Source organism: Leucobacter sp. 7(1), from assembly GCF_900163635.1.
GTDB lineage: Bacteria > Actinomycetota > Actinomycetes > Actinomycetales > Microbacteriaceae > Leucobacter.
Map to the genome: position 1 here is coordinate 1 of NZ_FUID01000103.1, position 8,922 is coordinate 8,922.

The window sequence follows — 8,922 nt, forward strand, 5'->3', positions numbered from 1 at the left end:
CGCATCCGACGCGAACGGGCCGTAGACGGTGTGGTGCAGTTCATCGACGTCGGCGTTCCAGTAGCCGTCGCCGGTGAAGTCGCCGTGGTTCGCCGGGAACCCTGTGACGGTGATCACGTCGAAGGCGCGTCCGCCGGGGTGCACGTTGTACTCCCGCATCAGCGACGTCACCGTGACCGGCCACCGCACCGACGTCGTCTCCACACTGATCCCGTACTCGTCGGCCCAGTCGGCGGCGAGGTAGTCGCGCACCCACTCCGGCTGCGTAGTCTTCCGAACCTCCCACACCCAAGTGACGAATCCGCCGGTCGGGGCGACCACCTGCGGGGACGAGTAGACACCGGGGCCGTCGGCGGTGACCGTGACGGTGCCGAGTGGCACTGCGTTCGGGTCGATGTCGGTGTTCTGCGTCGGGGGCAGTGTGCCTGGCACCTGGTAGGCGGTGCCCTCGAACACCACCGGAATGTGCGCGCCGTCCTTCTTCAACCACGCACCATTGCTGCTACTGACGGTGATCGTGTCCGTGAGTGCGTCACCGGGGACAGCGAGACGCTGATCTGCTTCCGAAACAGCTTCGGGCTGGAACGGCACCACCGACGTCTCAGTGACCTGGCCGAAGCGGTCGGTGAACGAGTCGGTGAGGTACTTCGCGTGCTCACCGTGCGCGGCCTTGTCGATGCTCCACACCCACGTGTAGAACCCCGACTCGGAAGCAACGATCGTGCCCGGCGACGTATACGACCCCGCACCCGTCAACGTCACCGTCTCGACGCCCGCGACCGGCGCTCCGGCAGGTGGAGTGTCTGCTTCGGTGGGCTGCTCATCGAACGGTCCATATAGGGTGCCGGTTGCGGTCACCTCAATCGGTGAACCATTGAGGTGAATCCAGGTGCCTTTCGACACCGACACGGTGAGCTCGTCCACGAACGCATCACCCTCCGCGACGTAGCGGGAGGCGACCTGGGTGGTGATCTCCGGCTGGAAATCCAACTCGATCACCGGCGACTCCGCCGACGCCGACAACCCGGTCGATGACCCGGCGACGGCGGCGATCAGACGCTGCTTCCCAGGGGTCGTGTAGAGATCAAGCGCCGCACCATACCCGGCCGCATCAATGCTCATCGACGCGCCGACCCGGTACGACGGCACACCATCTGCGGGGGTGCCGGTGATCGGGTGCACCCCGGCGCCGATCGTGCGTGAGGAGGAACCGTCAGCGAAGACCGCATCCGACAAGGTCGCAGCCCCGGTGAGCGCTGCGGGGTGGGTGGCGACGGTGAGGGTGCCCGCGTACTGATCTGCCATCTCAAGCGATAGCGACAGTGACGGGTCGGTGACCGCGTTTGCTGCGGCCTCCTGCCGCATCGCGGCGAGGTTCGCGAGGATCGTTCCCCGCTCCGACGCGGGGGCGCGGGCAACATAGTAGTCGTCACCGGACATGCCGTGCGAGTTATACCGGCCAGGGCTTGCCACCGACCACACATGCAGCGCGACCCCGGCGGTGACGTTCGGGTCGCCCGACTGCCCCCACCGGTCCATCACATAGTTCAACTCGGCAAGCTGCTGCCGCGACAGCGAATCCAACGCGGTGATCCGCTCCGGCCCTGATGTGTTGCCGTAGGGCGGGTCCGCGTCCAGGTCCGCGCAGTACGCTTGCCGGCCGTCCACATCCGTGTTGTACGCGCCGAGGAACGCACCATCTGACCAGTACCCGACCCCTTCACTGCCAGCATGGGCTGCCTGGGGGCCGAGCGCGAACGAACCCGCGATGACGAGGAGCGCGAGCAGCGCTGACAGCCAGCGCCGCACCCCCGTTCTGGGTGGCGCAGCCTCAGGCTGCGTGATGTGGGCGAGTGATCCTGACACGAGATACCTCCTGGTGTTGTTCATCAGCGACACGAGCCGGCCGCCTTCACACCAGGTGCACCACCCGCCTCACAACACCGGCCCCCGCAAATCCCGACCCTGCGCCGGCGGCCCAGCATCGAGCGGGTCGGACTCGAATCCTGCACGCTCCCGCACGGCACGGTGAGCCCGGTCACGAACCCCATGCAGCAACTCACGCACATCGTCATACCCAGTCACCACCGCGGCGAGGCCATCACGCAACAACCGATGACACCCCGTGGACGTGGCGCTCGTGATCGGCCCGGGGACCGCGCCGACCGGGCGGCCGAGTTCTGCGGCGCGGGCGGCGGTGTGGAGGGTGCCGGAACGGTACCCGGCTTCGGCGATGAGGACGGTCCCGGAGAGCGAGGCGAGAAGCCTGCCTCGTTGCAGGAACCGCCACCTCGTCGGCGCCGCACCCGGCGGCAACTCCGACAACAACAAGCCCTCCTTACCGACACGAGTCAGCAGATCAGTGTGCCCTGCCGGGTACGGCCGATCCAGGCCGCCTGCAAGCACCGCGACCGTTGAACCGTCCGAGGTGAGTGCGGCACGGTGCGCGGCACCATCGATCCCATACGCGCCGCCGGAGAGCACCAGCCGGGAGTCGGCGACCGCCGACTGCACCAGCTCCGTGGTGACGTGCTCCCCATACCCGGTGGACGCCCGAGCGCCGGTGATGGTGAGGCGATCCCACAGCGGGCCGGTCAGCAGCCCTGCGTTGCCTTTCGTCCACAGCGCCACCGGTGCACCATCACCAAGCGCGTCGACCCCGGCAGGCCACTGCGCATCGCCGGGGATCAGCACCCTCATTCCGTGCCGCTCCGTCTCAGCAAGCGCCCGCTGGATTTGTGCGGCGTCGAGGCGTGGTGCGAGGCGTCGCTGCCACGTGTCACCATCCGGCCCGGGCGGGACTTCATCGGCGAGGAGACGGGAGACGGTTTCGGATGCGCCGACGGTGCGGATCATCCTCCCTGTCACCGCGTCGCCTGGTTCGGACGCGATACCGAGGATGATTCTCGCGGTGCGCTCCTCTGCTGCCAGCTCGTTGATCGTGTCCATCAGTGCTGCTCCCTCGTTCATGGCGAATCAATCGAGGGATAGGTGCGAACCAGCACGCCGAAACAGTCACCAAGAGCAGGCCAGCGTGCGGGGAACTTACACCCTCACAACGCGCCACAAATCGGCTGAAACTGGCGGAATGACGCGGAATCAGGGTTCAGAAATCCCAAACGTGAGCGTTTAGCCCTTCATTCGTGCTGTGGTGTCGAACGCGGCGAGCTCTGCCGGGTGGAGCTGGTGCTGGACGACGAAGGAGCGTTCTTTGATGCGCCAGAGTCCTTGTCCGGTGCCGAGTCCTGGGAGGAGTTTCTGTTCGGTGCCGGTGAGTCCGAGGGCTGCGGCGGTGGCTCCGAGTTGGTCGGGTTCTTGTCGGTAGATGATCCTCGTCTCCGCATTCGCCAACAGCGAGTTCGCGAGGGCGCGCATCGCGGAACCGTGGTCGCCGACGTTGTCGAGGTCGGTGAGTTTGTGGAAGATCAGCATGTTCGCGATCCCGTAGTGACGTGCGAGTCGCCATTGCGCGTCCATGCGGCGTAGGAGGGCGGGGTAGGCCATGAGTCGCCAGGCTTCGTCGTAGATCACCCACCGGTGCCCGCCGTTGGGGTCCATCAGCGCCGACTCCATCCATGCGCTGGAGCAGGTCATCAGCACCGAGATCAACGTGCTGTTCTCCGCCACCCGCGACAGGTCCAGGCTGACCATCGGCAGCGACGGGTCAAACCTGACCGTCGATGGCCCATCGAACAGCCCCGCAAGATCACCGGCAACGAGGCGTCGGAGGGCGTGGCCGACGAGCCGGCCGTCCTCTGCCAGCCGCCCATCGGTGTCGGTCGCGGGGTCAGGTGCGAGGATACGGTCGACGACCATCGGCAGGATTGGCACGTCAGCGGTGCGGACGGTGTCTTGGAGGGCGAGGTCGATCGCGGTGTGCTCCAACGGTGACAGCACCCGATCCAGCACGGTCTCTGCGAGCGCGCCGATGAGTTCCCGGCGGCGGGACGCAACTTGCGCCGCCCATTCCGCATCGCTCACCCCCGAAGGGCGGTGGCCCTCATCAAGGGGGTTGAGCCGGTTACGGAGCCCATGCCCGAGCACAATCGCCCGCCCGCCTACCGCCTCCGCAACAGCCGTATGCTCACCCTTTGGATCGCCGGGCACATACACGCGGCGACCAAACGGGATCGACCTCGTGTAGAGAGATTTGGCGAGGGAGGATTTGCCGGAGCCGACGATCCCGGCGAGGACGATGTTGGGTGCAGTGATGAGGCCGCGGGCGTAGAGGGTCCAGGGGTCGTAGACGAAGGAGCCGCCGGAGTAGAGGTCTTGGCCGATAAACACGCCGTCGGCGCCGAGGCCACCTTCGGCGAGGAACGGGTACGCGCCCGCGAGCGTCGCCGAGGTGTCCTGATGTCGCGGCAACCGGAACCGCCCCGGCGACCGCAACGCCGCCGCCCCCGGTTCGCCGGCGGCGGGCAGATAGGTGGTGTTGCGGCGTTCGGCCCGCTCCGCCGCCAGCCGTTCACGCTCCGCCGACTGCTCGGCGCGACGGACGCTGGTCTCGATCTTCGCGGCGGCGTGCTTACGTGCCTTTCGCTGCTTGCGGCGTTCCCCGGCCGGTTCGACCAACGCCGCAGTATGGAGCTTCTGCTGATCGCTCACAGTGCCCGCCCCCGTAGCGCGGAGGATGACTGTGATGGCGCGAACCAGTCATCATCCTCCTCAACCCGTGGGGCCTGCCGACGCGCCCGCGACTGTGCTGGTGCCCGCCTCGGTGTCGGAGCCTCAACGGTCGGTTCCTGAGCCTCCGGGTGGGCGCGGAGGAGGGAGACGTGCCCGTGGTCATGGTTGTAGGTCAGCGCGTAACTGCCTGTGGTGGTGGTGTGCTCGAGGGGGCCGGTGGGGATGGTGTCGTCGACGTATCCGTTGACGAGCGCGGCCTGCGTGGTCTCCTCGCCCATGTCGAATCCGGCCAGGTGCTCGATCGCGGCATCTGTGCTGTCGCGGTCGATGATTGCCAGCACCTCGTCGGCGTCCTGGCCTTGCAGGAACACGATCCCCACCCACCGGGCAGGGACAGAGTCTGAGGGTGCGGGGCGCCACGCGATACGGCCAGAAGCACCCATGGCGGCATCCACCCGGTCGTGCACCCCGTCCAGCAGTACCGCGGCTTGGCGCAGTTCGGCGGACGCGGCGAGGGCGTGACTGGCGCCGGCGCCCTGGTTCCCGGCGTCGTCGTATGCGCGCACCTGATTGCCCGCGTGGGCGGTGGCGAGTTGGTCGAGCACTTGCCGGAGGGATCGCACCCCGGCAAGGAGATCACCGAGCACCGCATAGGTGTCGGCAGGGTCCTCGAACACGCGGGAGGCGTGCGCGAGCCCACGGAGCGCTTCGGACGTTTCCGCGGCGTCCGTGGTCGGGTTCTGGAAGGTCGGCATGACGGGCTCCTGCTCTTTCTCAGACGGTGCGGCACAGCGGCAACGCTGCGACGGTGAAGGCTTGCGCTTGCTGCCCGACCAGGCGCCGGGTCTCGCAGGAGGCTTGGATCGCGGCTTGTTCGATCGCCGCGACCGCGGTGTCGAGTTCTTCCGAGGTGGGTGCGGAGATGGAGATGAGGCCGGTGTAGCGGAGGACGCCGTGGCCGGCGGTGAGGTCGGCTTCCTGTTGGAGTACGTCACCGTATTCGGCGGTTTGGGAGGCGTCTTCGATCTGCCCCATCTTCTGCCGCTGCGCGGCATCCGAGATCAGCTCGGTCTTCTTCTTCCTGATATCCCTGGCCGCCTGATCCGACCGGATCGGCGTACACACCAGGGAGAATGCGCGCTGTATCCCGGAGGACAGCAAGACTGGGGCGAGGAACCCTGGATACACCTGCGACCTCGGCCACTCCGACACCCACAGCACCGCATGATGCGCGGAATCCGACCGCAGTCGATCCCAGGTCTCGGTGACCGCGACAGAGCCGGCGGTAGCAAGGGATCGGCCGATCTCGGGGTGGCGTTCGAGGGATGCGGCGGTGGCGGGGTCGTAGGCGGAGCGGAGGATCACCGCGACCTCCGCTGGGGTCAGCCAGTTCCCGACAGTGAGTTCCGCTGCCCGCAACGCCGTCACGAGCGTCGCCATCTCCTGGCGGAGGACAGCCGCTGCGCCTTTGATACCGCCGCCGTTGGTGCGGACCTGCCGGGACGCGGCTTTGAGGTCGAGGGCGAGGCTGATCGTGGTGGCGTGGCGTTCCCCGGCGGGGCCTGCCCGGTCGATGAGTTCCCGGTACACGGTGGACGTCCAGGACCCGTCGTCACGCCCGTGCCTGTGCCACCATTCGACCAGGCCGGAGCCTCCGTCGGGGAGGGTGCGTTCGCAGACTTGGAGGCGGGCGATCCTGCCGGATCGGCAGGTGGTGGCGAGGACGCGGCCCCAGGTGGCGACGCGGCGTTCCTGCTCGCCGGGGTCGAGGAGCACGAACGCAGGATGCGAGACGGAGATGATCGCGGTGAGGGTCTGGTTGTGGGGGTCGTGGATCATCGCCGCCCCCGTCTCCGGGTCCTCCCACTCCCGCAACGACGCCGCATCTCCAGGAAGAGCGAGCGTGCCCGCAGGACGGGGCTTCACGACCCGCCGCTGGAACACCGTCTGCCGTGCCTGCGTGCGGGCCACCCACCGGAAGGTGACGGGCACCCATTCGATCAGTTTCCGGCCACCGACCGGTGTCCAGGCGAGGGCTGCGGAGAGGAGCCAGATGGGTGCGGTCCACGCCAGCAGCATCCCGCCCCCGGCATAGAGGGCGCCGACGATGGAGAGCACGCCGACGGCGAGGACGATGAGTTGTGGGAGGGAGAGGCCGAGGAGGATGCCGCGTCGGGTGAGGCGGGAGAACTGCACCGCCCGCAACCCAAACCCTGCACTGCTCGTGTTCTGCTGAGTCGACATCGGTCACTCCTTCCCGGCAGTCGGCTTCGATGAGGGCGCAGGCGGAGGCGTCGAGGGCGCCGGTGGTGCGGTCGGGGTGTGGCTCGGTGCGGGCGGTGGCGGTGCGGGTTTCGCGGGTTCACCGGCCCCTGCCGCGTGACCCTCTGCGGCACCGCCGACCTTGCCGCCGAGCTTCGGCCCTGCGGTCGCCGCCGCACCCACCACCTGGGCCCCGACGACGACAGCTGCCGCAGGCCCAGCTGCGGCAGCGCCCGCCCCGGCTCCCGCGGCACCAGCTCCGGCTCCTGCGCCGCTCGCGCCGGCTCCGGCGCTCCCGGAAGCAGCCGCACCGCCGGTCGCGGCGGGTGCCGCACTGGACGCAGTTGGTGTAGCCCCACCGTCGGAAAGCCCCGCACTGCCGCCGCCTCCGGTGGGTGTGTCGCCGGCGCCATCGAGCACCTTCTTCGCCCCGTCCGTCTTCGGCGCTGACGGCACAGGGACGGGGCGGTTGAGGGCGGACTTGGCTTCTTGTTCCGCGCTCATCGAGTGATACATATCGAAGCCGATGAACGTGACGAACTTGTACGTCATGTACGGGGCGAACGCGGCGATGAACATCAGCACGACACCGGCGATGGGGTCGCTGATCGACGCGAGATCCAGCTCGATCGGAGCACTCACTTGGGTGATCGCGACGAGGAAGATCACCACGAGCACGAGCTTCGACAAGATCAGCGCGATCACGAACGTCGCCCACTTCCCGAACCAGCCCTTGGTCGCATCCCACGAGAACCCCGCGAGAGCGATGGGTGCGAACACGATCGCGACGAGCAGGAGGGCTTTGCGGATCAGGAGGGAGAACCACACGATCGCAGCCGCGCTGATGGCAAGGCCGGCGAGGAAGATCGTGACGATCGCCCCGACACCGGGAGCGGCGATGTTGATCCCCGCGAACCCCGCCGCGAGCAGGGTGATCCGGTCGCCGATGGATTCCATCGTGTTCCCCGTCGCCTGCACGATCCCGACCGCGAGCTGATCAGTGATCTCCAACAACAGCCCGGTGAGTCCGATAGCGACGAACGAGCCGAGAATGCTCTTCGCCGCTCCGAGAGCGGCGCGGGTGAGGGCGGTGGGGTCGCGGTGGATAAGGCCGGTGATCAGTTGCAGGCAGAAGAAGATCAGCACCACGAACACCGCCACCCCGAACAGGATGTTGTAGACCCCGACGTAGCCTTCGTCGGTGACGTCGACGAGGGTGGTGGTGTCGAACACCGCCCAGACCGCCTCGAACAGCCACGCCGCCGCCCCGCCCATCGCCTGAGCGAGCCAGTCGAACGGGGCCGCAATCAACGTCGCCGCGCCCTGCCCGACGGTGTCACACACGGCCGAGATCACCGGCACATCACACACACTCACCGCATCCTCCTTCCCTCGTACGCGGTGGGGCTAGACAGCTTGGCCGACGCCCCAGAAGAAGTTGATGAGCGTCACCGCCGCCCCGCAGATGATCGCCGCCCCACAGGACACGAGCACGCCGACCTTCCCGCGCGACGCGAGGTGCGGGTTGCTGCTGTTCGCGCCGAAACCCCACACGATCGCGGAGATGATCAGGGCGAGGACGGACAGGATCAGGCCGACGGTCATGACCGCGCCGACGATGATGCGCAACTGCTCGATACCGGGAAGCCCGGTACCGTTCGGGTCAATATCAATCACAGGATGCTCCTTCAGCTCACAAGCGCCGGGGAATGGCGGACTTGCCAGCCAGGTGCACCACGAGCCCCTTGATAGGCTCGATTGGTCACAGGCGGATTCGCGTTGCCCTGATTTCGGCAAACGAAGGAACGGGGCCAGGGGCGAGTCTTATTGATGTGATTGCCGCTACTCGAGTCACGAGAAGGGGCCGGTACCTTCTGGCAATGTGTGCTGTCGCCACTGGCGTGCTGCTAGCGGGATGCTCTCAGGTTTCCGACGTGAGGACCGTGGACGCAAACGGCAACCAGTGGTCGGTCGGGGTCGCTGATCCACGTTTCTCCGGGGACGACCGATGTGACTCTGATTCCATGATTG

The 8,922-nt window shown here is 67.4% G+C and carries 7 protein-coding genes; all 7 read right to left on the reverse strand.

Going from position 1 to position 8,922, the window contains the following annotated elements:
* Window positions 1-1,866: hypothetical protein (locus FM113_RS17440; RefSeq protein ID WP_087016204.1), on the reverse strand; the 1,866-nt coding region annotated here is incomplete at its 3' end.
* A gap of 69 nt (window positions 1,867-1,935) precedes the next feature.
* The gene (dprA, locus tag FM113_RS17445) at window positions 1,936-2,970 is read right to left on the reverse strand and encodes a DNA-processing protein DprA (protein WP_087016206.1); all 1,035 of its coding nucleotides are present in this window, start codon (window positions 2,968-2,970) and stop codon (window positions 1,936-1,938) included.
* 159 nt (window positions 2,971-3,129) lie between these two features.
* Complete coding sequence (locus FM113_RS17450) at window positions 3,130-4,608, reverse strand: ATP-binding protein (protein ID WP_087016208.1); 1,479 nt, start codon at window positions 4,606-4,608, stop codon at window positions 3,130-3,132.
* Complete coding sequence (locus tag FM113_RS17455; RefSeq protein ID WP_087016210.1) at window positions 4,605-5,384, reverse strand: hypothetical protein; 780 nt, start codon at window positions 5,382-5,384, stop codon at window positions 4,605-4,607. The genes FM113_RS17450 and FM113_RS17455 overlap by 4 nt, the downstream gene beginning before the upstream one ends.
* A 19-nt stretch (window positions 5,385-5,403) precedes the next feature.
* A complete protein-coding gene (locus FM113_RS17460) occupies window positions 5,404-6,873 on the reverse strand; it encodes an SCO6880 family protein (RefSeq protein WP_087016212.1) in 1,470 nt (489 codons plus the stop codon).
* 3 nt (window positions 6,874-6,876) lie between these two features.
* Window positions 6,877-8,268 (reverse strand): conjugal transfer protein TrbL, encoded by a 1,392-nt coding sequence (locus FM113_RS17465; protein WP_087016214.1) that lies wholly within the window; start codon window positions 8,266-8,268, stop codon window positions 6,877-6,879.
* Between the two features lie 30 nt (window positions 8,269-8,298).
* Complete coding sequence (locus FM113_RS17470) at window positions 8,299-8,568, reverse strand: DUF6112 family protein (RefSeq protein ID WP_036278399.1); 270 nt, start codon at window positions 8,566-8,568, stop codon at window positions 8,299-8,301.
* Between the last annotated feature and the right edge of the window lie 354 nt (window positions 8,569-8,922).

Bases quoted from the DNA above. Each gene is read 5' to 3' on its own strand.
- dprA (WP_087016206.1), bottom strand. From the start codon at position 2,970: ATGAACGAGGGAGCAGCACTGATGGACACGATCAACGAGCTGGCAGCA.
- FM113_RS17455 (WP_087016210.1), bottom strand. From the start codon at position 5,384: ATGCCGACCTTCCAGAACCCGACCACGGACGCCGCGGAAACGTCCGAA.
- FM113_RS17460 (WP_087016212.1), bottom strand. From the start codon at position 6,873: ATGTCGACTCAGCAGAACACGAGCAGTGCAGGGTTTGGGTTGCGGGCG.